The sequence below is a fragment of the Paenibacillus sp. MER 99-2 genome (genome assembly GCF_023714095.1).
Classification (GTDB): Bacteria; Bacillota; Bacilli; order Paenibacillales; family Paenibacillaceae; genus Paenibacillus.
In genome coordinates this window covers 1-252 of sequence record NZ_JAMAUZ010000068.1, presented here as the reverse complement: position 1 = coordinate 252, position 252 = coordinate 1, and the positions used below count along the sequence as shown (strand labels likewise).

Sequence of the window (252 nt, the reverse complement as noted above, 5' to 3'; positions counted from 1 at the left end):
AGAGGGCTTAACGGTCGTGTTCGGGATGGGTACGTGTGGAACCCCTCCGCCATCGCCACCAAACGCGTAGCTTACATCTCAGAGTGTTGTTCTCTGAAAACTAGATTCGAAACGAAAGTCTGCGATTAAAACGTGCTAATTGGATAAGCCCTCGACCGATTAGTACTGGTCAGCTCCATGCATTACTGCACTTCCACCCCCAGCCTATCTACCTCGTCGTCTTCAAGGGGTCTTACATACTGGGAAATCTCA

General features: G+C 50.0%; 2 rRNA genes. Both read right to left on the bottom strand.

The annotated features are described in order from the left end of the window. A 5S ribosomal RNA gene (gene rrf / locus M3636_RS30020) occupies positions 1–63 on the bottom strand; the annotation flags it as partial. Positions 64–139: 76 nt separating this feature from the next. Beyond that, positions 140–252, bottom strand: a 23S ribosomal RNA gene (locus M3636_RS29365); the annotation flags it as partial.